Here is a 22798-nt window from a genome sequence, read left to right on the forward strand (position 1 = left end):
CGGGATCGCCCGGGGCCTCAGGATCCGAGCACCCGTGCCACGCGCTCCGACTCCCGGAGCCGCTCGGTCGGCTCTACCCCGTCGCCCAGCAGGACCAGCGCGACTCCGGATGCCCACAGCGCGACGGCCTCCCGCAGCGCGGCACCCAGTCGGACGTCGGCCCGCAGCAGCGCCGTGCCGCCGGGGTTCCGGGCCGCGAAGATCTCCGCGTAGGTCGTCGAGCCGGACGCATCGCGCAGCGCGGGCTCGCTGCCCGCGACCGGATCGGGCAGGAAATAGTCGCCGAAGGCCCGCACCTCCGCCGCGTAGTCGACCATCCCGTCCTGGACCGGTCCCCGGAACGCCAGGTCCAGCATCCCGAGAGCCACGCCGACCACGGCCGCGCCGGGGTGTTCGCGAGCGGCGCCGACGGGGTCGTCGGAAACAACGATGTCCACCGCGCCGGACCCTGTCAATGGCGCCACCTGGAGTTCGGCGCCGGTGTGCAGCGCGGCGAGGGCCAGTGCCAAGGACTTCCAGTGCGCGGGCAGCCGTAGCGCGACCACGGTTCCCGGCCCGGCGTCAAGCTCCTCCACGAGCAGGTTGGCGGTCTTGGCGACCCAGTTGTCGAACACCCGGCCGCTGAGTTCCACGCGCTCCCCGTCGGCGGAGTGCCACACCAGCAGGGGGGAGGTGGATGTGCGGAAAGGCGAGAGCAGGTTGTCCGTAAAGTTTAACGAATTGGCATCGGTGGCCATGGGGCGCTCCTGAGTAGTCTGGTAAATACCTGTGAATCCGCGGTAATCGTGACACGCCGGGCCGAACCGAAAAAAGCCGGGCGTGGCGTGACGTGTCTCCGCCCGTGCGTTTCTATAGAATCACCGCCTCCACTTGACGCGCCGGGAGTTACACCAGTGTAATTAGAGTGCGAACCGGCTTAAGTCCACTCCCGGACCCGAGTCTTCGCACCGGACCTCCCCGCACGGCCAGTGGCCGAGGAGCGAGTGGGGCGCGGTGTGGCCGTTTCAAAGTCAGCCAACCAGCGGAAGGGCTCAGATCCATGGGGAATGCAGAGCGGATTCACGAACACACTTCGACGGCGGCCCAAGCCTCGAAGAAGTACGGTGCCCGCGGCGTGCCCGCGGATTGGTTCCTCGATCCCGCGGACGACTCCGCCGCGGAAAGGTTCCGCGCCGACGCGGCCCAAAGCATCGAGGACCAGGCGACGGCGTTCCTCGCGGCGCATGAATCCGGAATGGCGGAACCGAGCGCGCTGGCCGTGCCTCCGGTTCGCGAGCTTCCGCTGGAGCGGACGGTCACCGAGGCCCGACCCGCACAGCAGCTGTGGATCGGCATGCCCGGGTTCCCCGGCGCGGAGGACGAAGGCGAGCTGGGGTGGCAGACCGAGGCCTTGTGCGCCCAAACCGACCCCGAGGCCTTCTTCCCTGAAAAGGGTGGATCCACGCGCGACGCCAAGAAGGTGTGCGGTGCGTGCAACGTCCGGGCGGAATGCCTCGAATACGCGCTGTCCAACGACGAGCGTTTCGGCATCTGGGGTGGCCTGTCCGAGCGCGAGCGCCGCAGGCTGAGGAAGCGAGCGGTCTGATTCACTCGCACGTCCGCGTCACCGCCGTCGTCGTTGCCCGCGACGGTGCCCGCTTTCTTCCCCGGACTCTCCAGGCACTCACCCACCAGACGCGGCCGGTGGACCGCTACATCGGCGTCGACGCCTCCTCGAGCGACGGATCGATCGGTCTGCTGCGGGATGGACTGCCCCCGGGAACCCCCCTTGCGGAAACGTCCGCCCGCGGATTCGGCCACTCGGTCCGTGTGGGCCTCGACGGTCGGCTTCCACCCGCCGCCGCCGCCACGCAGGACTGGATCTGGCTGATACACGATGACTCGGCGCCGGCCGAGGACGCGCTTGAGCGCTTGTTGGCGGCCGTTGAGACCGCGCCGTCGGTGACCATCGCCGGATGCAAGCAGCTCGACCGCGACGCCCCGCGACGCCTGCTCGACATCGGCCTGAGCATCAGTCGCTGGGGTGAACGCCTCGCGATGATCGATGTCGACGAACTCGACCAGGGACAACACGACCGCAAGACGGACAGCTTCGCCGTGAATTCCGCCGGGATGCTGGTTCGCCGCGACGCGTGGGAACACCTGGAGGGTTTCGACGAGGCGCTCCCGGGCATCGGGGACGATTTGGACCTCTGTTGGCGGAACCGGTTGGCCGGTCACCGGGTGGTGGTGGTCCCGCGCGCGCGGATGTTCCATGCCGCGGACACGGTCCGCTCCGTGGCGGGCCCGGTCGCCGCCCGCCGCGCCGAGGTCCACCTCAGACTCAAGCACGCCCCGTTGTGGAAACTGCCGTTCGTGACACTCGGCGTGGTGCTCGGCGGAGTCCTCGGCTTCGTGTCCCATTTGGTCGCCAAGGATCCCGGCTACGCCGTCGGGCAACTGGGAGCCTCGCTGGGCGGCGTCCTGCGCCCGGTGCGACTGGCGAAGTCCCGGCGGGCGGCGAGCCGCACCCGCACGGTGCCCCGCAAGATGGTCCGCCCCTTGCTGGTTCCCTACAAGGAGGTCCGGTCCCATCGGCGGCACCTGTTGGAGGGCCTGGAATCCGGTCGCGTCCACGGCGACGGTTCGGGTTCCACATCGCAGGCTTCCAACCCATCGGGGGACAACAACGACGACTTCGCCGCGCTCGCCGCCCCGCAACGGACCAGCGCCGGAGTCGGTGCGGTCCTGGCCGTCGGTGCCACACTCGCTGTTTCCCTCATCGGGTTGCGCGCCCTCGTGGGGGCTCCCGCCCTGGCCGGCGGGTCCCTGCTGCCCCTCTCCGCGGAGGCCGGGGACATCTGGTCCAACGCCACCGGCTGGTGGCAGTCGCTGGGGTCCGGTCATGCAGGGCACGGGGATCCGTTCGACGCCGTCCTCTGGATGTTGTCGATGCTGGGCCTCGGACATGCCAATGCGGCGGCAGTCGTCCTGGTTCTCGCGGCCATGCCGCTCGCTGCCTTCTTCGCGTGGATCAGCCTGGGCGCGGTCACCGCAAGCCGCTCCGGCCGACTGCTCGGCGCCACCGCGTGGGGGCTTTCGCCCTCGTTGCAGGTGGCGCTCGGCTCGGGCCGTCCCGGGGCGATCGTCGTTCACGTGCTGCTGCCGCTCGTTGTCCTCGGCGCCATACGCAGCGTCGGGGCAGCCCGGTCGCGGCACCGGCCCGAGGCCGGACCAAAGGCCGCGTCCATGCCGCGGCGTCCCGGTGTCAACGGCGTCGCCTCCTGGACCGCCGCCGCCGGATCAGCACTGGCCCTCGCCGCCTGCACGGCTGCCGCTCCGTTGCTCCTCCCGGTGGCTCTCGTCGCCACGCTCGTGCTGGCCCTGACCTTGGGCCGCGGGGCGAAGACGCTCTGGTGGATCCCCGTGCCGTCCCTTGCTTTGGCGGCGCCCACCCTGGCGGGCGCGCTGGCCAACCCGCGACTCCTTCTCGTGGACCCGGGCGTGCCCATGGCTTTTTCCCCCGCCCCGTTGTGGCAACAGGCATTGGGGTTCCCGATCGTGTTCGACGCCGCGGCCCCCGTAGCCGGACTCGTGGGTGCCACCGCGTGGGCACAGCTCCCGTGGGCCGGCATCGCGGCGGCGTTGGTGGGCGTGCCGCTGGTGCTCCTCGCCGCCGTCGGCCTCTTTCGCATCGGCCGCATCGGATGGATCGCCAGGACCGCTTGGTTCGCCGGCCTCGCCGGCCTCGCCGTTGCGTTCCTGGCCCAACTCGCGCCCGCCACGCTGGCCGGCGGCGTCACGACCACCGCCTTCACGGGCCCCTTCGTTTCGCTGTTCGGCTTCGGAATCCTGCTTGCCGCCGCCGTGGGCTACGACGCCCTGCGTGAGGGACGAGCGGGCGGGGGCCCGCGGTTCGGCGCGGCGCGGAGTGGCTTCGCCGTCGCCGTCGTGCTCCTGACGGCGTCGTGTGCGGTGGCGGGTTCGCTCTGGCTGGCCCCCCGCGTGTCGCCTGCGCCGCCGGTACCCGCCGCAGGGAGCCAGGACGTGCCGCCCGCCGATTTCGGCGCTGCCCAGCAAGTGGTTCCGGCCTCCGAGAGGACGTTGCCGGCCACCGCCGCCGACCGCGGGACGGGACGCTACGAGGACCGCACACTGGTTGTTTCGCGGGCGGACGACGGCGGCGTGTCCGCCACCTTGATGGGCGGGACAGGTACGACGCTCGACGAGCTTTCGGGCGTCGCCTTGGCAGCCAGGCTTCATGGTGACCCGTTGGCGCCGGATCCGACGGCCGACGACGACGCCACCGCCGCGGTACGCTCCACCGTCGCGTCGCTGATGTCCGGACAGTCCATCGATCCCCGGGCGGAACTGCAGGAGCTCGGCGTCGCGTTCGTGGTTCTGCAGCAGACGGACACCGCATCGGACGTCCTCGCAGGCCAGCTCGATTCCGTGCCGGGCCTCGCGCCCGTCGGCCGGACCGGTTCCGGATGGCTGTGGCGCGTGCAGGCCGATTCCGCACTGGCCGGTTCGGACAACCCGGCCGACTTCACGGGCCGCGTCCGCCTGGTGGACGCCGACGGCGCAACGACCGGGCTCGTTCCGTCCCGGGACGCCCGCGTCGAGGACGAACGCATCCCGAACGGCGGCGCCGGCCGTATGGTGGTCCTCGCCGAGCGGGCGGACCAGGGCTGGAGAGCGACACTCGACGGGCGCCCCCTGACCCCGACCGCCGTCGGATGGGCGCAGGCCTTCGAACTGCCGCAGGGCGCCGGCGTGCTGGATATCCGGTACGACAATCCGTGGGCGCTGCCGGTGGCGCTCCTGCAGGGCGTGGTTTTCGGCAGCGCGGTGCTGCTGGCCCTGCCGATTCCCCAGCGGCGCCGGTCCGGTCAGCGGCGGCACGGGGAATACCGCACCGGTGAAACCGCCGCGGCCGCTCACGAGCCCGCTGCCGAACCCACGGCCGAGCCCGCTCGCGGGCAGGCCACCGACCTGGAGACGACGCGATGAGCCCCACACCCCAGGGCGCGGCCCGTGCCCGGGCACGCCGGCTGCCGGCCGCCGGGATCGGAGCCGCACTGCTGGTCCTCACGGCCGGCGTGGCCGCGGGATCGATCAACGCGCCGGCGGTGCAACCGCGCGAAATCGGCATTCCGGCGGCAACCGTTCCCGCCGGCGACTATGTGGCGGAGTGTCCGCCGTCGGTCCGGCTCGTTGAGGGAGCCGCGGGTCAAGGCACCGACCCCGACTTCGCGCCGGATTCGGAGTCGGCGCGGACCTCGGTCAGGGCCACCGTGCTCAGCGACGCCGCGGACCGCGCTCCCGGTGCGTCGATCCTGAACGCCGAGGGCGAGACGCTGCGCGAGATCTCCCCGCGACTGTCCGAGGAGGAAGCGGGGCGCGAAGCCACATCGGGGGAGGACGGGTTGTCCGGGCAATCGGCCTCGACCGAGTCCGGTCTGCCCGCAACGGGCGCGACCATCCTGCGCGCGCAGCCCCTCGGCAACCTCAAATCGGTCGCGGGAATGGTCCGAAGCTACCGGGCCTCCGACGGCGATCTCAAGGGCCTGGCGGCGTCGCGGTGCCAAAGTCCGGCGAACGACCAGTGGCTCGTGGGCGCCTCTACGGAGGTCGGCCGGACCGCGTTGCTGGTCCTGTCGAATCCGTCGGTCAACAGTTCGAGCGTCGACCTCGAGCTCTTGTCCTCGAAGGGACGCGTCGAAGCGGGCAACACGCGCGACCTCGTGCTGGCCCCGGGCGAGTCGCGCACCATCGTGCTCGGCGGACTCGTGCCCGACGATCCCGCGGTTTCAGTGCGCGTGTCCGCGACTGGCGCGCCCGTCACTGCCGTCGTGCAGCAGAGCGTGCTCAGGGGGCTCACTGCCGGCGGCGTCGATTACATTGAACCCTCCGGTCGGGCGGGCCAGACACAGGTGGTGCCCGGAGTCGCCATCCAAGACCGTAAGGACACCGGCGACGTCTCGTCGCAGGAGGGCTATGCGGACGCCACGCCGGAACTCGAAGTGGCCGTGCCCGGCGGCCAGAATGCCGGCCTCAAGGTCCGGGCGTACGGCGGCTCCGGCGAGGCGATCCTGCCTGACAACGGGGTGCACACCGCGGCGGGAGGCGGCACGGCACGGATCCCGCTGGACTCGCTGCCGGCGGGGGACTACACGATCGTCGTCGAGGCGGACCAGCCCATCGCGGCCGGCGCGCGCGTGGTCCGGGGCGCGGACAAGGGGAAACCCGTGGATGTCGCGTGGAGCGCGGCGGCCGGGCGCCTCGGGAACCAACACCTGGTGGTCGTGCCGGAACACGGCAACGCCCGCCTCTCCTTCGGCTCCATCGGCGGTGACTCGGCGGTCTCGCTTCGACCGGTCGCGGCGGACGGTTCGATCGGCGATGAACGGATGGTCGAACCGACCGCGGGAACCACTTCGGGAATCGGCATCAAGGACCTCGGTGACGACGTCGTGGCCGTCATCGTCGGCGCGTCCGGCGAACCCGTCTACGGCGCGCAGATCATGACGCTCGGCACGGCCGGGATATCGACGATGGGGATTCCGCCGGCAACGGAGGGTCGGAGGAACGTCTCCGTCGACATCCGGTATTAGGTCGACATCCGATATGAGGGAAACCTTGTCGCGCTCCGGAGAGTCCGTGCCGGGGCCCTATTTGGGCCCGCGCGGCCACCTGCCGTAGGTCGGGTCCACATCTTCCGGGGCCATCGCCAGCAATTCGGCCACGAGTTCGACCACGACGTCGTGCACGGCTTCCGGAAGCTCGACGGGATGGTCCACCAACTGCTCGACCGGACGCCGGTAGACCACGATGCTGGCGGCCCGGCGCGGCGAGGCCCCGCGCGTCGTTCCGAGCGGAACGCCCCGGCCGGAAGCCTCGGCCCGCCGCAGGGCCTTGGCCCCGGGGACGAGTTCCACCGAAAAGGCCACATCCGCGATGCGCGCCCCCCACAGCTCCTCGAGGCGCTCGGCGGCCTCGGCCACCAGATCCTCAAAGCGTTCGAAGCGGGTCCGCGCCCCGGGCAGTTGCGGAAGCATCAACTGACCGCGCAGGCCGCGGCCGTGGCGGTTGCGGCGTCGCCGCGCGAACTCGCGGGCCGTGGAGTCCGGGCGCCGCGGTGCGTTTCCGCCCAGATCGATGTGGAATCCATGGGGCATGCACCGAGCCTATCCAACCTCGGGTGCGCCGTGAACCGCCTTCGCGGCCTCCCCCGGATTGGGCCCGGGTACGGGTACGCTTACTGCTCGTGGGATCCATCAGACTCTGTTCGCGCTCGGCTTGCCGAGAATCGGCCGTGGCGACACTGACGTATGTCTACGCCGAATCCACCGCCGTGCTCGGGCCGCTGGCGACGTATGCCGAACCACATTGCTACGACCTATGCTCCGCGCACGCCGGTCGCCTTACGGTTCCGCGCGGGTGGAGTGTGCTGCGGCTGGAGCTCCCGGGGACGCCACGGCTGGCCCCCGACGAGCTGTCCGCGCTCGCGGACGCGGTGCGGGAGCAGACCGCGCCCGCGCCCTCCGCATCGTCTGTGGCAGAGGCCCCATCCGAAACGGCCGGACGGAGGACCGCTCCGGACGCGCTCGAAGCCCCACTCGACGCCGGTGCGTCCCGTGGCCACCTCCGCGTTCTGCGCGAGCCCCGCTAAGCCATAAACTAGGGCACATGGCCCACATTTCCCCGCAGCTACTGGCTGTACTGCGTTGCCCGGTGACCGGCTCACGGCTGATCCCGCAGGGTGACGAACTCGTCTCCGTCGCCAGCGGTCCGCAGGGTGCGCCCGTGCGGTACGCGATCGATGAAGGCATCCCCGTCCTGCTGCCCCACCCGGGCGCGGCCCCCAGCGACACACCGGAGTAGTCCACACATGAGCTTTGATTACAAGATCGCCGACATCGGCCTCCACGAGGCCGGGCGGCACCAGATCCGGCTTGCCGAGCACGAAATGCCCGGTCTGATGTCGCTGCGCCGCGAGTACGTTGACGCGCAGCCGCTCAAGGGGGCCCGCATCGCCGGGTCGCTGCACATGACGGTGCAGACGGCCGTGCTGATCGAGACGCTGACCGCCCTCGGCGCAGAGGTGCGCTGGGCTTCCTGCAACATCTTCTCCACCCAAGACGAGGCCGCCGCGGCGACCGTCGTCGGAACCGGCACCCCCGAGGACCCGCGCGGCGTCCCGGTCTTCGCCTGGAAGAACGAGTCCCTCGAGGACTACTGGTGGACCGCCGAGCAAATCCTGACGTGGCCCGGCGCCGCGGAGAATGCGGAGCTCGGCCCCAACATGATCCTGGACGACGGCGGAGACGCCACCATGCTGCTCCACAAGGGCGTCGAGTTCGAGGCCGCCGGCGCGGTGCCGTCCGCCTCCGCCGAGGACTCGCACGAATATACGCTGTTTCTGGACACGCTGCGCCGCGCCCTGGACACCGACCCCGGGAAGTGGACCCGCGCGGCGGAGCGCATCAAGGGCGTCACCGAGGAGACCACCACCGGCGTGATGCGCCTGTACCAGCTGGCTGAGGCCGGCCGGCTGCTGTTCCCGGCGATCAACGTCAACGACTCCGTGACCAAGTCCAAGTTCGACAACAAATACGGCATCCGGCATTCGCTGCCGGACGGGATCAACCGCGCCACCGACGTGCTCATCGGCGGCAAGGTCGCCGTCGTCTGCGGCTATGGCGACGTCGGCAAGGGCGCTGCGGAGGCGTTGCGAGGCCAGGGCGCCCGTGTCATCGTCACCGAGATCGACCCCATCTGCGCACTGCAGGCGGCGATGGACGGCTACCAGGTTGCCCGGCTGGACTCGGTCCTCGGCCAGGGCGACATCTTCATCACCACCACGGGCGGCAAGGACATCATCATGGCCGCCGACATGCTGAAGATGAAGAACAAGGCGATCGTCGGCAACGTGGGGCACTTCGACAACGAGATCGACATGGCCGGTCTGGCAGCGGTCGACGGCGTCGTGAAGGTCGAGATCAAGCCGCAGGTCCACGAGTGGGTCTTCGGTTCCGGCAGCGACGCGGAACGCTCGATCATCGTGCTCTCCGAGGGGCGGTTGCTGAACCTCGGCAACGCCACCGGACACCCCTCGTTCGTCATGTCGAACTCGTTCGCCAACCAGACGATCGCCCAGATCGAGCTCTTCACCAAGCACGGGTTGCCGGCCGCCGAGGGCGGGGACCCCGAATACGCGAACCAGGTCTATGTCCTGCCCAAGGTCCTGGACGAGAAGGTGGCACGCCTGCACCTGGACGCGCTCGGCGTCGAACTGACGGAACTGACCAAGAACCAGGCCGAGTACCTGGACCTGGACGTGGCGGGCCCTTACAAGTCTGACCAGTACCGCTACTAGCGGGCAGCCGGACTACCGGGAATCGCCGAATGGAAGGCGGTGGAGCCTCTGGCCCGCCGCCTTCCGCCTTTCCTCCGCCGCGAGCATCCGGCGGTAGTCGCGGTCCCGCCGCTCGGCCATCACGGCCAGGAGGAAGTCCTCGGCGCCAGTGCCCGGCGGCGGCAGGGGTGCGACGAAGGCGCCTACCTCGCGGGCCAGGTCCGCGCCGACCCGTGCCCGGGATTCGGCGGTCATGGAACCGGCTTGCCCGCCGAAGCGGGACACGCGCGCACCCAGGGCATCGGGAATGCGGCCCAGGTCCGCAAGTTCCGCCCACGGTCGCAGGTGAGCGGGGGCGGGGGCGAGCACCGGCCGGACCATGCGGCGGCGTTCGCGCATGGAATAGGTTCCGGCCAACATGTCGCCCAGCCGCTTGCCTCGTTCGTTGGAGAAGGAAACCAGTAGGGCCAGCGAGCCGAACATCGCCACGATCTCCAGTAGCGCCAGCATGGCACGGATGAAGGCATGCCGGAACCGGATGGAACCGCCGTCGTCCCGGACGATCCGCAGACCCACGGCGAGCCTGCCCAGGGACCGGCCGCGGCTCCGGGTCTCCACTGCCACGGGTACCGCCAGCAGCCAGAAGACCGCCGTGGCCACGAACCAGGCGCGGCCGGCGGCCGGATCCTGCACGAGGGCGGTTTGCGAGAGCAGGTAGATGGTCAGGAGCAGCCCCGCGGCGTAGCCGAGGTAGTCCAGTACGCAACCCACCGCGCGGAGGACGAATCCCGCCTCGCGAAGTTCGAGAACGACTGCCTCGCCGGTGACGACAGTGCTCACGTGAATTCCTCCGGATGGCGCCGTGGATGGACGGCGTGCCGCGGCCCGCCGTGCCCCGGCAACCGTTCTCCCAATCTAGCGCAGGGCCCCGGGATAGGCTGGACGCGTGGATCTCGATGCGTTTGTGGCCGTGCACCAGGGGCAGTGGGGGCGCCTTGACGACTTGGCGTCCAAGCGCCGCCTCACGGGCGCGGAGACCGACGAGTTCCTCTCGCTCTACGAACGCGTATCGACGCACCTGTCCATGGTCCGCTCCGTCGAGCCCGAGGCCGCCGTCTCGGCGGATCTCTCCGCGCGGCTCTCCCGCGCCCGTACGCGGTTCACCGGGGCGCGGACCGGGACCGCGCAGGACGTCGCGCGTTTTCTGGTGGCGACTCTTCCGGCCGCGCTCTACCGCATCAGGGTTCCGACGGTCGTCGTCGGGGTGCTTTTCTGCGCCGTCGCGCTGGCCTTCGGCTGGTGGGCGGCGGGATCGCAGGACGTGGTCCGGGCCATGGGGTCGGACGCGGACCTGCGGGCCTACGTCGACCACCGCTTCGTCGACTACTACTCCGAGAACCCGGCGGCGTCCTTCGCCGGGGCGGTCTGGACCAACAACGCCCTGATCGCCGGCCTCTGCGTCGCGTTCGGCGTGACGGGAATCTACGTCCCCTACGTGCTCTTCCAGAACGCGACCGGGATCGGCATGGCCGGCGGGGTGATGGCGGCGTACGGCGAGTTGGACACCTTTTTCCTGTATATCCTGCCGCATGGTTTTATGGAGCTGACCAGTATCTTCATTGCCGCGGCGGCCGGACTGCGGATCTTCTGGTCCTGGGTCGCACCCGGACCCAAAACCCGGATCGCGGCGCTCGCGGCCGAGGGACGTGCCCTGATGACCGTGGCTCTCGGCCTCGTGGGAATCCTGCTGGTCTCCGGCGTCGTCGAGGCCTACGTGACGCCAAGCGCGCTGCCGCACTGGGCGCGGATGGGGATCGGGCTGGCCGTGTTGGCAGCCTACTGGGCCTACACCCTGGTGCTCGGTTCGCGGTCGGTGGCCGCCGGCGGCACCGGAGACCTGGACGCATACGACGCCGGTGCAACGGCGCCCACCGCCTGACCCCCGGCCACAACGAAAGGAACAACTCCGCATGACGGACAACGACACGCGGCGCGAACCGCCGGAATCGGCTCTTCCCGAGGCCGTCCGGCCAACGGACGGTGCGCCTCCGGCGTCGGAGCCCACGACACCGGAGACCGCAGCGGAAGCCGGCGTGGCGGCCCCCGCGCCCCGGGAAGGCGGAAGCAGGCGCGCCAGTGCCGCGGAGTCCGAGGAAGTGCGCAAAATGGACCGCGCCGCGGCCGTGGCCGCCGCCAAGCGCCCCGCGGCCGGGTCCGGGCCGAAGCCGGAGCTCGATCCCGGCGCACAGCGTCGCAACGCGGCCCGCGAGGCGGCCCTCAGCGCGAAACCGGTGCTGCCTCGCGTGCTGCAGGTGGCCCTGGCCGTCGCCTTCCCGTTCCTGCTGGTGATCGGTGCCATCAAAGCCGTCGCCAGCCCGTGGTTCCTGTGGCTGGAGTACAACCGCCCCGGTTTCCCGGACGACCAATTCGGATTCACGGCAGGGGAGCGGTTGATCTATGGATCGTACGGAGTGGACTACCTGAACAACGCCGCGGGTCCGGATTATCTGGGCGGTCTGGTGGAGTCCGGTGGCAACGAGCTGTTCCTGGCTTCGGAAGTGGCCCACATGGCCGACGTCAAGGCCGTGGTGGCCGGATCGTTCCTCGCCGGGCTGATCCTGCTCGCCGCGGTGGCCCTGATCGTGTTCTATCTCGGACGAAAATACGCCGGGGGCGTTCGTCGCGGGCTGTTCGCAGGGTCCGTCGCCACGGTGGTGGTTATGGTTGCCGTCGGCTTGCTGGCCGCCATCGACTGGCAGGCGTTTTTCGCGGGATTCCACCGGGTCTTCTTCGCCGATGGGACATGGACCTTCCGTTTCTCCGATACCCTGATCCGGCTGTTTCCGCCGCAATTCTGGATCGACGCCGGCATCGCGGTCGCCGCCCTCGTGCTGGTCGGCGCCCTCGCCACGCTGGCCGCCACCTGGCCCACGCCGCGCCGCCGCGAGCGCTCCCGCCTGCGCCAGGAGGCGAGGGACTTCGGGCTCGGGTAGGCGCGCGGGGTCGCACTTCCGACTCCGCCGCCGGTCCCTTAGCCCCAGCTCGGCATCCAGCGCCGCAACGTCCACTGCTCCAACGGAATCGTCTCTCCCGTCCAGACGGGCCAGAAGAACGCGGACACGAGGATGACCAGTACCAGGAAGGCCGCTACGGCCACGAATCCGGCCCGGCGGCGGTCCGGCGGGGACCCGGGCCGTCCCGCAACCAGCGCAAGCACGTAGGTCAGGGACAGCACCATGAACGGCTGGAAGACAATGGTGTAGAAGAAGAACATGGTGCGGTCGGGGTAGCCGAACCATGGCCCGAACCCCGCGAGCACGCCGGAGAGAACCGCGCCTGCGCGCCAGTCGCGTCCCCCCGCCCAGAACAGCAGGACCACGGCCAGGCTCAGGGCGGCGGCCCACCAGATGAAGGGGTTGGGGAGGTCCGTGACGACCGCCGCGCAGTTGGCCGAGACACAGGAGCCTTCCCCCCGTTCGGACCCGACGTAGTAGAAGAGCACGGGCCGCCCTGCGGCAAGCCAGGTCCAGGGGCCGGACTCCCACGAGTGGTCCGAGTTCAGTCCCTGGTGGAACTCGTAGGCGCTGCGGTGGTATTCGGTGAGCGAGCGCAGCGCGGCGGGGACACCCGGCCAGGCGGATTCCGGATGTTCCGCCGCCCATTGGCGGTCGTAGCCGCCGTTCGTGGTCAGCCATCCGGCCCAGGTGGCCACATACGCCAGCGCCGCGGTGGGAACGATGGCGACGAACGCCGGTATTCCGTCGCGGAACAGTCCGGCAACCAGCCAGCGACGGATCCCGGCCACCCGCCGCGCCTGCACGTCCCACAGCACGGTCATGAGGCCGAAGACGGCGACGAAGGCCAGCGCCGACCACTTGACGCCCACGGCCCCACCGAGCATCAGCCCGGCGGCGCCCCGCCATGGCCGGAAAGCGAGCCACGGCCCGTAGAGCAGCGCATCGGTCCGCGCCCCCGGATCCGGCCGCAGCACGTCCGCGGAAAGCCGCGAGGACAATTTCCGCCGACCGTGCTCGCGATCGAGCAGCAGAGCGTAGAACGCGGCCAGCACGAAGAACATCTGGAAGATGTCCAGCAGGGCGGTCCGCGACATCACCAGATGGTGTCCCTCGACGGCCGTCAGCAGTCCGGCCACGCCACCGAGCGGAGCGGACGAGAAGAGGCGCTGCGCGATGAGGGCGACCAGCAGCACCGACAGCGTCCCCGCGACCGCCGAGGAGAACCGCCAACCGAACCCGTGCTCCGGACCGAACAGGAGCATGCCGACGGCAATCAGCCACTTGCCCAGCGGCGGGTGGACGACGTACGCCGCGGAAGCCAACGGCGTCGGATTGCCGGCCAGATAGGCCTCGTTCGCGTCCTCGTCCCATTGCCGTTCGTACCCCGACTGCAGGAGGGCGTAGGCGTCCTTGACGTAATAGGTCTCGTCGAACGTGAACGCGTGGGGGTGGTCCAGGTTCCAGAAGCGCAGTACGCCGGCGAGCAGCGTCACAACCAGCGGAAGAATCCAGCCCAGGGGGCCGAGCCGTCGGACGGGGCCCAGCAGACGCCCCAGCAGCGCGGTCCGTCCGTAGGGGGGAACCCGATCGCGCGCCAGCGCGGTAAGGCTGGAAGTGGTGGTGGCGCTCACCCCGGCAACTCTACCGGCGGCCGGGCACGCTGCCGACCGGATGCGGCCGGTAGGCTGGGCGAGTGGATACCCCGATGGCCGCCGGCCGAATCGTCCTGGCGGCAACGCCGATCGGCAACCTCGGCGACGCGTCGCCGCGCCTCGTGGAACTCATGACGACGGCGGACCTCGTGGCCGCCGAGGACACCCGCAGACTGTTGCACCTGGCCAACGCGCTCGGGGTGCGCGTTGCGGGCAAGCTGGTCAGCTACCACGAGCACAACGAAGTGGCTCGCATCGCCGAACTGCTCGAACACGTCCGCGGGGGCGCGACCCTGCTGGTGGTCAGCGACGCGGGCATGCCCGCGGTCTCGGATCCGGGGTTCCGACTCGTCGAGGCGGCGGTCGCCGAGGGGCTGACCGTCACGGCGGCGCCGGGGCCGTCCGCGGTGCTCACGGCGCTGGCCCTGTCCGGCCTGCCGACCGACCGCTTCACCTTCGAGGGATTCCTTCCGCGCAAGGCCGGCGAGCGGGCCGCCAGGCTGGCGGAGCTGGGGACGGAACAGCGCACCATGGTGTTCTTCGAGGCGCCGCATCGTCTGGAGCCCATGCTGCGGGCGCTCGTCGAGGCGTTCGGCCCGGAACGTCCGGCGGCGGTGGCGCGCGAGTTGACGAAGCTCCACGAGGAGGTCCTCCGCGGGCCCCTGCGTGAACTCCTGGTGTGGTCCGAGGGCGAAGTCCGCGGCGAGATCGCCGTCGTCGTCGGAGGTGCCCCGGCCGGGGAACCCCCGCGCGCGGACGACCACGTCGCGCGGGTGCAGGGGCTGGTCGACGGGGGCATGCGACTCAAGGACGCGGTCGGAGCCGTCGCCGAAAGCGAGCGCGTCTCCAAGCGCGAGCTCTATGCCGCGGTTCTGGCCGCACGCGCCTGACGCGCACCGCGTGACGGGCCGCGGCGCCTCCGTTCATCTGCACAACGTCATGAATGCGGCGTGGTGCACACCGGCATTTACAGTGTCAGGGAACCGTCGTTACGGTGGCAGGGAAAGCCCGCCGCCCCTAGATTTTGGGAGAAATCCGCGATGACCACAGTTACCCTCGACCGCGAAGCAACGTTGCTCGCGTCGGTCCCCACCGGCCTGTTGATCAACGGCGAATGGCGCGACGCCTCCGACGGAGGAACGTTCGACGTCCACGACCCCGCGACGGGGCGGGTCCTGGCCACCCTGGCGTCCGCGACCAGCGACGACGCGATGGCCGCCCTGGACGCGGCCGACGCCGCGCAGGCGGGCTGGGCGCGCACCGCGCCCCGAGAGCGCGCCGAGATCCTGCGCCGTGCCTTCGACCTCGTCACGGCGCGCGCCGAGGACTTCGCCCTGCTGATGACCCTGGAGATGGGAAAGCCGCTGGCCGAGTCCCGCGGCGAGGTCACCTACGGTGCCGAGTTCCTGCGTTGGTTCTCCGAGGAGGCCGTGCGCGACTACGGCCGGTACGTTACCAGCCCCGAGGGCAAGAACAAGCTGCTGGTCCACCGCAAGCCGGTGGGTCCCTGCCTCCTGATCACGCCGTGGAACTTCCCGCTGGCTATGGCCACGCGCAAGGTCGCGCCCGCCGTCGCCGCCGGTTGCACCATGGTCCTGAAGCCCGCCAAGCTCACTCCGCTGACCTCCCAGCTCTTCGCCGCGACGATGCTCGAGGCCGGCCTCCCGGCCGGCGTGCTGAACGTGGTCTCGTCTAAGAGCGCCTCGGGCATCTCCGGTCCGATCATGCAGGACCACCGCCTGCGCAAAGTCTCCTTCACCGGGTCCACCCCCGTGGGAAAGCGGCTGATGAAGGACGCCGCGGACAACGTCCTGCGTACCTCGATGGAGCTGGGCGGCAACGCCCCGTTCCTGGTGTTCGAGGACGCCGACCTCGACAAGGCGGTCGCCGGCGCGATGGCCGCCAAGATGCGCAACATGGGGGAGGCCTGCACGGCCGCCAACCGCTTCCTTGTGCAGGCATCCGTGGCGGAGGAGTTCACCCGGAAGTTCGCCGAGGCCATGGCGGCCCTGAAATGCGGACGCGGCACGGAGGGCGACAGCACCGTCGGCCCCCTGATCGATGGGGGCGCGCGCGACGACGTGCACACTCTGGTCACCGATGCCGTGAAGGCCGGCGCCACCGTGGTCACCGGCGGCGAGGCCGTGGAGGGCGAGGGCTACTTCTACCAGCCCACCGTCCTCTCCGGCGTCCCGAACGACGCGGAGATCCTGCGTAGCGAGATCTTCGGACCGGTGGCCCCGGTGACGACGTTCGAGACGGAGGAACAGGCCATCGCCTTGGCCAACGCCAGCGAGTATGGCTTGGCGTCCTACCTCTACACCCGCGACCACAACCGCATGTTCCGCGTCGCCGAGCAGATCGAGTTCGGCATGGTCGGGTTCAACGCGGGCGTCATCTCCAACGCCGCGGCGCCGTTTGGCGGCGTGAAGCAGTCCGGACTCGGGCGTGAGGGCGGGGCCGAGGGCATCGCCGAATACACCACGACGCAATACATCGGAATCGCCGACCCGTACGCCGTCTAGCCGAACGTCTCCGCTAACGGACGAACAACGACGCCGGCAGCCCCGTCGCGCGGGCCCTTGCGCCGGGGGACGCCGCGCCGAAGAGCCCGATTCCCACATCGCGCAGCGCCAGTTCGAGGGCCTTGCCCGAATCCCGTCCGGAAGGCGTCGGGGGTTTCGCAACCGTGCCACGCGGCCCCGCCGGGATCGGGCGGGCGTAGCGGACACGTTCGTAGGCATCGCGCAGCGTCTCGAGGGACCGGGCCGTCTCCGGTGCCCGCTGGTGAAGGCGGGCGGCGTAATCGTGGGCGGTTTCGGCCTCGCGCATGCCCAGTCCGTAGTCCGTGCCGAGCGCCGCGAGTTCCTCCCACGCAGCCAGGGGGCCGTCGCGGAGCGCGTCGATGCGCCGCGGGGCGGCGTCGTCCATGGCGCGGATCCTGCCGAGGCGCCGGGCACGCAGGATCCTGCGGATCCCGTGGGGACCGAGTAGGGCAAAGACGCCCAATGCGCCAAATCCGATGAGGTTCGCGGCACCTCCGGTGCCGTCGGCACCCGGCGCCTCATCGGCCGACGGCTCCGCTTCGGACGAGGATTCCTCGGATGTCGTGGCGCCGACAGAGACTTCCGGGAGGAGCGGGTCCTCGGTCGGTTGGGCCGCCGGACCGGGTTGTTCGGGGGCGTACGACGGCGCGGCGCCGCGCCCCGGCGTCGGTTCGAAGGGAACCCACCCGATGCCGGCGAAGTACAACTCGGGCCACGCGTGGGCACTGCGCGGGCTCAACTGGTAGCCGACCAGTTCCTGCCCGTCGGGTCCCGTTTCGACCTGGCCGTTGGTGCGTCCCGGCGCATACCCGATGGCGATGCGGCTGGGGATGCCCAGTGCCCGGGACATCAGGGCCATGGCCGAGGAATAGTGGATGCAGTAGCCGCTCTTTTGCTCCAGGAATGCCTCCACGACGGCCAAGCCGTTGCCGTCGTAGCCCTGTTCCAGCGGGGTTTCCTCGGAGTACGTGTAGTCGACGCCGCGCAGGTGGTTCTGGAGGGCGACGGCCCGCTCGTAGGCCGATTCCGCTCCCGCCTCGGTCACGACCTCCACCGCGGTGTCCCGAACGATCGCGGGGAGATCCCCGGGGACCGTGGCGTAGACGTCCGGAACCATGCGGCCCACGATGCCGGGGTCGGCGGACAGCGCGTCGTCGCTGGCCTCGAGGAGCTCGGGACTGAGCACGGGAACCAGGGACCCGATCGTGAAATCCTGGTCCAGGCTTGAGGTTCCCTCGTCGGCGAAAAGGGTGGCTGTTTCCCCGTACCACCCCCAGCGTCCGTCCAGGCCGGCGACGGTGGTGGCTCCGCGTGGGAGCGGAAGCCACGGGCTCTGGTAGTTGCCCGTCGAAATCCGGGTGCTGACGTCCAAACTCTCCGCCACCATGGTGGCGCCCACCCCGGACTCCCCACCCGGCGCCGGAAGGCGCGTGTCAACTGTCAGTCGGGCGACGTCGTCGTCGCTAGGTTGCCATCGGGGGGCGTTCAGGTCGCCGATGACGGCGGTGCGCAGGTAGAGGGGCTCCTCAGAATCGGTGAAGTACTCGATGGTGGTCAGTCCCAGCGGACTGCGGAGGTTGTTGCCCAGGTTCAGCACGGGATTGACCCCGGTGGGTTCGCCCCAGAGGTACAGCCGACGGCCCTCGGGAAGCAGGCCGGTATTGAAACCCGGCAGCGCGAGCGGAACCACCAGCATGGCGGCCACCGACGCGACACCGATCAGCACGGCCTGCCGTCCCAGCCCGGAACGCAACGTCCCGCCCGGGACCTGCGACGTTTCTGCCAGCCTGGCGGCCCCCAGAATGAGCAGGAAGCCGACTCCGGTTGCGGCCACGTGCCCGAGCCCCGCTCCCGCGGGCTTGATCAGGGAGGCGGCGGCCAGGACCACTGCCAGCGGGATGGCGGACAGCGCGGGGAAACCGAGCCCGAACGCGATGAGGTCCACGGTCACCGCGACGAGCCCAACGGACAGGCACGTGAGGAACACGAGCGGCGTTTCCGCAAGAACCGGCGCCGACTGGGACAACACCGCTTCGTTCGCCTGCGGAAAAATCTCGAAGGCGCGCTGGATCGTGGATGTGGTGGGGACGATTCCGAGGACGGCCGTGTCCGCGAAGAACTGGACGGTCAAGGTGAGCCCCAGGGCCGCGAGCGCCCCAAGCGTGGGCCACGGGCTGGCCGCTCCCCGGGAACGCAGCACGCCGGCGGTCGCCGATGTCGCGGCGACGGTCACGGTCGCGTGCTCCAGCCATCGCCATCCCTCGAAGACGCCGGCGAGGCTTCCGGCGGCGAACAGCACGGCCGCGGCCACGGCGACGGCGCCCGGCCACGTCGATCCCGTGGGGGGTCGACGGCGGCTCCTCGCCGGGGCACCGTTTCCACGTCCGCCGGAACGGGCGCCGGGGCCGGACGCGGGGGTTTCGGTGGGGGCCTTGAGTGTGGTCACGGCCGTCCCATCCGTCCGGCCATGCGTTCGGCCGTGCCCAGGGCCATCCACGCTTCGGCCAGCGACCGCGCGGGGTCCGCCCACACGGGGTTCCAACCGGCCTGCCGGAACGTTTTGGCGGCCGGGCGGGCCGCGGCCGGGTTGCTCGTGACGAGGAACGCGGCGACGTTGCGCGAGGTTCCCAGGGCCTCGGTCCATGATCGCGCTGCGGTTTCGTCGAAGTGGCCGGTCAGGACGACGACCGGATTGCGCGCATTGCGGACCGCCGAGGCCAGCCCCGGCGAGGCAAGGCGACCGTGTTGATCGGTGGAACGTCCGTCCGCGTCGTGCCGGTGGCGTGCGGCTTCGGACTTCAGCGACACGGCCGCGAAGGTCAGTTGGAGATCCGTGCCGGCATGGCGTCCGCGGAACATGTCGCGGCGCGGATCGGCTGCCGAGGTGGACGCGGCCGCCAGCGGGGCGCCGTCTTGATCGAGGACATCCACGGCGTAGCCCAGGTCCGCAAGATGCGCACCGATGCCGATGGCGGCGGAGAGGACCCAGTCGAAGCACGCGGTGGTCGTGCCGGGCGCGGACGTGAAGTTCGACACGTCGCGCGGTTCGTCCGAACCGATGAAGCTTCCGTTGTAGGACTCCCGACGCCGGTCCACCAGGAGTGTGGCGCGCGGCGTCGACTGGTACTCCTCCTGCCGGACCATCAACGAGCCTTGCCGTGCGGTGGCTGGCCAGTGGACGCGCCGTAGGGAGTCGCCGTCGCGGTATTCACGGGTCATCGCATCGTCGCTGTCCGGCGTGGCGTGTCGGTTGGACCGCGCCTCTCCGTGGGTTCCGCGGTCGCCGAGCACGCCGTTCGGATCCAACCGCTGGACCGGCTGGACGACCGTGAGCGGCGCCGGTCGGTCCAGCGATCCGGGTCGTGCCGCCAGCCCAAACGGATCCGTGAAGCGCGCTGTCAACGGCCCCACCGCGTAGACGCCGCGATGCGACGGCACGAGCCGGTACTGGTAGCGGCCCGATGCGGACGGGTATTCGAAGGACGGACGGGTTCCGAAGCGTTCGGGAAGCGTCTCCGTCAATCTGACCGACCCCGGTGCCCTGCCCGCATGGTTCACCTCCAGGACCACCCTCGCGTGTTGTCCGGCAACGACAGGGTCGGGGGAGAAGCCGCGGCGCACGTGGAGACGGCTGCCGCCGATGCGCACCACCGCGGCCGCGGTCAGCGGGGCCGCCAGCAGGAAGACGGACACATTGACAAGTTCGCGCCTGCCGAGGAGCCACGCCGCCACGAGTGTCGCGGCGCCGGCGAGGAAGACCGCCCAGCCCCGCGGCGTCAGGAACGCCAGCCGCAGTTTCTGTTGCAGTGTTCGTTCTCCCGGCTCCCCGCCGGGACGTGCACCGTCATCCCCCCGGGCGGTCACGGCCCGGTCCTAGCCGCGGGCGCCGGCGCGAACCGGGACCTTGGCGAGTACGCCGTCGACAATCTCGTCCTCCGTGGTACCCGCCACCTCGGCCCGCCGGTGCAACACCAGCCGATGGGACAGAACGGTCGGACCCACCGTCGCGACGTCGTCCGGCAACACGAAGTCCCGTGAGTTCAGTGCCGCCTCGGCCTTCGCCGCGCGGAGCAATTGCAGCAGCGCGCGCGGGCTGGCGCCCAGCCGGACATCGGGATGCTCCCGAGACGCCTGACCCAGCGCCACGATATATTCCTTCACGGGATCGGACACGTACACGGACTGAACGGTGGCGATGAGTGCCTGCAGGTCGGCCGTGTCCACGACCGGCCGCACAGCGTCCAGCGGCGACCGCGACTGGTGGGTCTCGAGCATCGCGATCTCTGCGGCCGTATCCGGATAGCCCATGGACACTCGTGCCATGAACCGGTCGCGCTGCGCCTCCGGCAACGGAAAGGTTCCCTCCAACTCGATCGGGTTCTGCGTGGCGATGACCATGAACGGTTCGTCCAGTTCGTAGGTCGTCCCGTCGACCGTGACCTGGTGTTCCTCCATGCATTCCAGCAACGCCGATTGGGTCTTGGCGGAGGCACGGTTGATCTCGTCCCCGATCACGATGTTCGCGAAGACCGGACCACGGCGGAACTCGAACCGGTGCGAGTCCTGGTTGTAGATCGACACGCCCGTCACATCTGAGGGCAACAGGTCGGGCGTGAACTGGATGCGGCTGACACTGCAGTCGACGGAGCGGGCGAGGGTTTTGGCCAGCATCGTCTTGCCCACGCCGGGAACGTCTTCGAGCAACAGATGCCCTTGGGCCAAGAGAACGGTGAGTGCGGTCCGGGCGACGGAGGCCTTGCCGTCGATGACGGTGGCCATGACCTCCAGCACCTTGCCGCAGCTGCGCCCAAACTCCTCGACGGGAAGCGTCCCGGGTCGCGTGCCTGGCTCCACGTGCACTCCCTGCTCGCTCTGGGTCTCGATCCGCCAGCTCTGGCTATCGAACTGTGTGACAAGACTACCCACCTTTGGTGTGAGGTGGGCCACATCGGCGAGCGGGAGCGTCCCCAAAGGTAGCCTTGGTCTGCAGCCCGCCTCCGTCGAAAGGACCGCCCATGCCGAAAACCCACGTGGGAGAAGCCCCCGCGGCGTATCGTCCACCCGCACAGGAATCCGACGGCGGCGCGGAGGGGAGCGTCGTCGGGGCGCCACGGCGTTCCGGCGAGGAGGGTGGGCGCAAGCGCAACCTCGGGTATCCCCCGGCACCCGAGCCGCTGGTGGTGCCCGTTCCCGACAACCACACGCATCTGGACTTCCGCGACGGCTGGGTCACGGTTGGCGTCGCCGACGCCCTGGACGCGGCCAACGCCGCCGGAGTCTCCGGCGTCGTGCAGGTGGGGTGCGACGTCGAATCGTCGCGTTTCGCCGTCGAGGCGGCGGCGGCGGACCCTCGGGTCCTGGCTGCCGTTGCCATCCACCCGAACGATGCCCCGCCGCTCGCGGAGCGGGGGGAGCTCGAGGCGGCCCTGACGGAAATCGACAGGCTGGCGGGGCATCCGCGGGTCCGCGCCGTGGGCGAAACCGGGATGGACCGCTTCCGGACCGGTCCCGAAGGGGCCGGGGCCCAGGAGTACTCGTTCAGGCGCCACATCGACATGGCGGTGCGGCACGGCAAGGCCCTGCAGATCCACGACCGCGACGCCCACGCGGACATCGTTCGGATCCTGGGGGAGGAGGCCTTGCCGGAAAAAGTGGTTTTCCACTGCTTCTCGGGCGACGCGGAACTGGCGAGAACCTGCAACGACAACGGCTGGTACATGTCCTTCTCGGGGACGGTCACGTTCAAGAACTCCCACGGGTTGCGGGATGCCCTCGCGCTCGCCGACCCGGAACTCCTGCTGGTGGAGACGGACGCGCCCTTCCTCACGCCGCACCCGTTTCGGGGCCGTCCGAACGCCAGTTACCTGATCCCCTACACGGTGCGCTCCATGGCGGACTTCCTGTCGAGGGACGTGGACGGGTTGTGCCACGCGCTGGCGCGGAACACGCATGCCGTCTACGGCGAATTCGGTGCGACTGCGACCGGCGCGGGACATTACGAAACGAGTGCTTAGGTCACGAAACAGTGACCGTCGAAGCGGTCGTGAAGGCCGGAACCGCGCCAGATCAAGGCACCGGGCTTGTCACATTATTACGAATCGGTTACGGTTGATGATTAGTAGCCGGGATCGGGGAAGGTTTCCGGGTATCAAGCCGATGTCGGATAAGCGGTTGGACGTTCCGTTCGTACGCCCAAACACGCTGCCGGCAACTAGGCCTGTGCCATGCATTGATGCCAGCACG

Annotated in this window: 18 protein-coding genes; 11 read left to right on the top strand and 7 right to left on the bottom strand. The window is 70.0% G+C overall.

Annotation, left to right across the window (positions count from 1 at the left end; translation table 11 throughout):
- Positions 1-17: 17 nt before the first annotated feature.
- Positions 18-737 carry a TIGR03089 family protein gene (locus tag AC0QSG_RS00555; protein ID WP_475376300.1) on the bottom strand — a complete coding sequence of 240 codons (720 nt, stop codon included), beginning with the start codon at positions 735-737 and terminating at the stop codon, positions 18-20.
- A 302-nt stretch (positions 738-1039) separates the two neighbouring features.
- Between AC0QSG_RS00555 and AC0QSG_RS00560 the strand changes: the two genes are divergently transcribed.
- Genes AC0QSG_RS00560 through AC0QSG_RS00570 form a run of 3 tightly spaced genes read left to right on the top strand, consistent with a single transcriptional unit; the run spans position 1040 to position 6596 of the window.
- Positions 1040-1585 (top strand): WhiB family transcriptional regulator, encoded by a 546-nt coding sequence (locus AC0QSG_RS00560; RefSeq protein ID WP_475376301.1) that lies wholly within the window; start codon positions 1040-1042, stop codon positions 1583-1585.
- Positions 1489-4992, top strand: a complete 3504-nt coding sequence (locus AC0QSG_RS00565) for a glycosyltransferase (RefSeq protein ID WP_475376302.1) — start codon at positions 1489-1491, stop codon at positions 4990-4992. The genes AC0QSG_RS00560 and AC0QSG_RS00565 overlap by 97 nt, the downstream gene beginning before the upstream one ends.
- Complete coding sequence (locus tag AC0QSG_RS00570) at positions 4989-6596, top strand: DUF5719 family protein (RefSeq protein ID WP_475376303.1); 1608 nt, start codon at positions 4989-4991, stop codon at positions 6594-6596. Before AC0QSG_RS00565 ends, AC0QSG_RS00570 begins: the two co-directional genes overlap by 4 nt.
- Positions 6597-6653: 57 nt before the next feature.
- Here AC0QSG_RS00570 and AC0QSG_RS00575 read toward each other — a convergent pair whose 3' ends face one another.
- Entirely contained in the window at positions 6654-7160 is a 507-nt protein-coding gene (locus tag AC0QSG_RS00575) for a metallopeptidase family protein (RefSeq protein WP_435727584.1), read from the bottom strand.
- 89 nt (positions 7161-7249) lie between these two features.
- On the opposite strand from AC0QSG_RS00575, the gene AC0QSG_RS00580 reads away from it, so the two are divergent.
- The 3 genes from AC0QSG_RS00580 to ahcY are packed head-to-tail and all read left to right on the top strand — an operon-like array spanning position 7250 to position 9361.
- Positions 7250-7654 (top strand): DUF3499 domain-containing protein, encoded by a 405-nt coding sequence (locus tag AC0QSG_RS00580; RefSeq protein WP_475376304.1) that lies wholly within the window; start codon positions 7250-7252, stop codon positions 7652-7654.
- A 17-nt stretch (positions 7655-7671) separates the two neighbouring features.
- A complete protein-coding gene (locus AC0QSG_RS00585; RefSeq protein WP_475376305.1) occupies positions 7672-7866 on the top strand; it encodes a Trm112 family protein in 195 nt (64 codons plus the stop codon).
- Positions 7867-7873: 7 nt separating this feature from the next.
- A complete protein-coding gene (ahcY, locus tag AC0QSG_RS00590; RefSeq protein ID WP_475376306.1) occupies positions 7874-9361 on the top strand; it encodes an adenosylhomocysteinase in 1488 nt (495 codons plus the stop codon).
- 12 nt (positions 9362-9373) lie between these two features.
- Here the strand turns inward: ahcY and AC0QSG_RS00595 are convergent, their stop codons facing one another.
- On the bottom strand, positions 9374-10180 hold the full coding sequence (locus tag AC0QSG_RS00595; protein ID WP_475376307.1) for an RDD family protein: 807 nt from the start codon (positions 10178-10180) through the stop codon (positions 9374-9376).
- Positions 10181-10286: 106 nt separating this feature from the next.
- On the opposite strand from AC0QSG_RS00595, the gene AC0QSG_RS00600 reads away from it, so the two are divergent.
- Positions 10287-11279, top strand: a complete 993-nt coding sequence (locus AC0QSG_RS00600; RefSeq protein ID WP_435727589.1) for a stage II sporulation protein M — start codon at positions 10287-10289, stop codon at positions 11277-11279.
- Positions 11280-11310: 31 nt separating this feature from the next.
- Complete coding sequence (locus AC0QSG_RS00605) at positions 11311-12333, top strand: TIGR01906 family membrane protein (protein WP_475376308.1); 1023 nt, start codon at positions 11311-11313, stop codon at positions 12331-12333.
- Positions 12334-12371: 38 nt separating this feature from the next.
- Here AC0QSG_RS00605 and AC0QSG_RS00610 read toward each other — a convergent pair whose 3' ends face one another.
- Positions 12372-13988, bottom strand: a complete 1617-nt coding sequence (locus tag AC0QSG_RS00610) for a dolichyl-phosphate-mannose--protein mannosyltransferase (protein ID WP_475376309.1) — start codon at positions 13986-13988, stop codon at positions 12372-12374.
- A 74-nt stretch (positions 13989-14062) separates the two neighbouring features.
- Here AC0QSG_RS00610 and rsmI point away from each other — a divergent pair, with 74 nt between their 5' ends.
- A complete protein-coding gene (gene rsmI / locus AC0QSG_RS00615) occupies positions 14063-14899 on the top strand; it encodes a 16S rRNA (cytidine(1402)-2'-O)-methyltransferase (RefSeq protein ID WP_435727615.1) in 837 nt (278 codons plus the stop codon).
- A gap of 150 nt (positions 14900-15049) precedes the next feature.
- Positions 15050-16534: an NAD-dependent succinate-semialdehyde dehydrogenase gene (locus AC0QSG_RS00620; protein WP_475376310.1), complete on the top strand. Its 1485-nt coding sequence runs from the start codon at positions 15050-15052 to the stop codon at positions 16532-16534.
- Positions 16535-16547: 13 nt separating this feature from the next.
- Here AC0QSG_RS00620 and AC0QSG_RS00625 read toward each other — a convergent pair whose 3' ends face one another.
- From AC0QSG_RS00625 to AC0QSG_RS00635, 3 genes are read right to left on the bottom strand one after another with little or no spacing between them, the layout of a single operon-like run.
- Positions 16548-19001, bottom strand: coding sequence for a transglutaminase TgpA family protein (locus AC0QSG_RS00625; protein ID WP_475376311.1), 2454 nt, complete (start codon positions 18999-19001; stop codon positions 16548-16550).
- Complete coding sequence (locus AC0QSG_RS00630; RefSeq protein ID WP_475376312.1) at positions 18998-20419, bottom strand: DUF58 domain-containing protein; 1422 nt, start codon at positions 20417-20419, stop codon at positions 18998-19000. The genes AC0QSG_RS00625 and AC0QSG_RS00630 overlap by 4 nt, the downstream gene beginning before the upstream one ends.
- Before the next feature lie 9 nt (positions 20420-20428).
- Positions 20429-21409 carry an AAA family ATPase gene (locus AC0QSG_RS00635; RefSeq protein ID WP_475376313.1) on the bottom strand — a complete coding sequence of 327 codons (981 nt, stop codon included), beginning with the start codon at positions 21407-21409 and terminating at the stop codon, positions 20429-20431.
- Between the two features lie 161 nt (positions 21410-21570).
- Between AC0QSG_RS00635 and AC0QSG_RS00640 the strand changes: the two genes are divergently transcribed.
- Entirely contained in the window at positions 21571-22569 is a 999-nt protein-coding gene (locus AC0QSG_RS00640; RefSeq protein ID WP_475376314.1) for a TatD family hydrolase, read from the top strand.
- The last annotated feature ends 229 nt before the right edge of the window (positions 22570-22798 follow it).

The sequence above is a fragment of the Arthrobacter sp. LT660 genome, from assembly GCF_056172845.1.

Coding starts and splice junctions, on each gene's coding strand:
- AC0QSG_RS00555 (WP_475376300.1), bottom strand. CDS start 737: ATGGCCACCGATGCCAATTCGTTAAACTTTACGGACAACCTGCTCTCG.
- AC0QSG_RS00560 (WP_475376301.1), top strand. CDS start 1,040: ATGGGGAATGCAGAGCGGATTCACGAACACACTTCGACGGCGGCCCAA.
- AC0QSG_RS00565 (WP_475376302.1), top strand. CDS start 1,489: ATGCCTCGAATACGCGCTGTCCAACGACGAGCGTTTCGGCATCTGGGG.
- AC0QSG_RS00570 (WP_475376303.1), top strand. CDS start 4,989: ATGAGCCCCACACCCCAGGGCGCGGCCCGTGCCCGGGCACGCCGGCTG.
- AC0QSG_RS00575 (WP_435727584.1), bottom strand. CDS start 7,160: ATGCCCCATGGATTCCACATCGATCTGGGCGGAAACGCACCGCGGCGC.
- AC0QSG_RS00585 (WP_475376305.1), top strand. CDS start 7,672: ATGGCCCACATTTCCCCGCAGCTACTGGCTGTACTGCGTTGCCCGGTG.
- ahcY (WP_475376306.1), top strand. CDS start 7,874: ATGAGCTTTGATTACAAGATCGCCGACATCGGCCTCCACGAGGCCGGG.
- AC0QSG_RS00605 (WP_475376308.1), top strand. CDS start 11,311: ATGACGGACAACGACACGCGGCGCGAACCGCCGGAATCGGCTCTTCCC.
- rsmI (WP_435727615.1), top strand. CDS start 14,063: ATGGCCGCCGGCCGAATCGTCCTGGCGGCAACGCCGATCGGCAACCTC.
- AC0QSG_RS00620 (WP_475376310.1), top strand. CDS start 15,050: ATGACCACAGTTACCCTCGACCGCGAAGCAACGTTGCTCGCGTCGGTC.
- AC0QSG_RS00640 (WP_475376314.1), top strand. CDS start 21,571: ATGCCGAAAACCCACGTGGGAGAAGCCCCCGCGGCGTATCGTCCACCC.